Here is a 605-nt window from a genome sequence, read left to right as displayed (position 1 = left end):
AACTGGCCCGAAGCGGCAATATGTCCAGGCTGAGGCGTGCCGTAATCCCCGCCAAGATTATCTACCGGATAGGACCAGCCACCATCTACCCCGCTTACAACTCCAGACGGCCTGTTAGGTGTCTCATTATTGAAGTAGCCACCTCCGGCGGCTGACAGTTTTTGCCCAATCCGACTGATATCTCCATCTCGGATCGTGTTGCCACCAACTGTATAGACCATCATGTCGTAGCCAGATGGATTATTGGCATCTGGCCAGATCGTCATTACCGAGTGCTGGTTATACGAGTTCGTATCCACAAACCCATCAGGCATGTAGCCTTGCCCCTGGAGGCTCTCCGCTGGAGCAGTTTCATTCTCGCTCTGGCGACCGGCCGGCAACTGATAGACGCCACCAGCATCACCGACTAATGTTTCAAGTTTAGCGGCATTATCCTTGACCCAGTTCTGGGCTGCGACATAAACCTCTTGCATCTGGTCAGCAGCAGATGCGTCTTTCATCTTTCTCACCTGGATATTAGCCATATCGGCCAACACAGGCGTCATCAGAGCCATCACGAGGATCGCACCACTCACCTGAAGCGGTGTATACCCTCGTTCATCTCT

General features: G+C 53.1%; 1 protein-coding gene. It reads right to left on the bottom strand.

Annotated features, from left to right (window positions below; genetic code table 11):
* Positions 1 to 500, bottom strand: a 500-nt coding sequence (gene pilV, locus CSR02_RS02105; protein WP_167384077.1) for a shufflon system plasmid conjugative transfer pilus tip adhesin PilV, incomplete at its 3' end; no start/stop codon positions are given.
* Between the last annotated feature and the right edge of the window lie 105 nt (positions 501 to 605).

The organism is Acetobacter pomorum (assembly GCF_002738225.1).
Classification (GTDB): domain Bacteria; phylum Pseudomonadota; class Alphaproteobacteria; order Acetobacterales; family Acetobacteraceae; genus Acetobacter; species Acetobacter pomorum.
The sequence above is the reverse complement of the archived record's forward strand: the minus strand, read 5'-3'. Positions and strand labels throughout refer to the sequence as shown.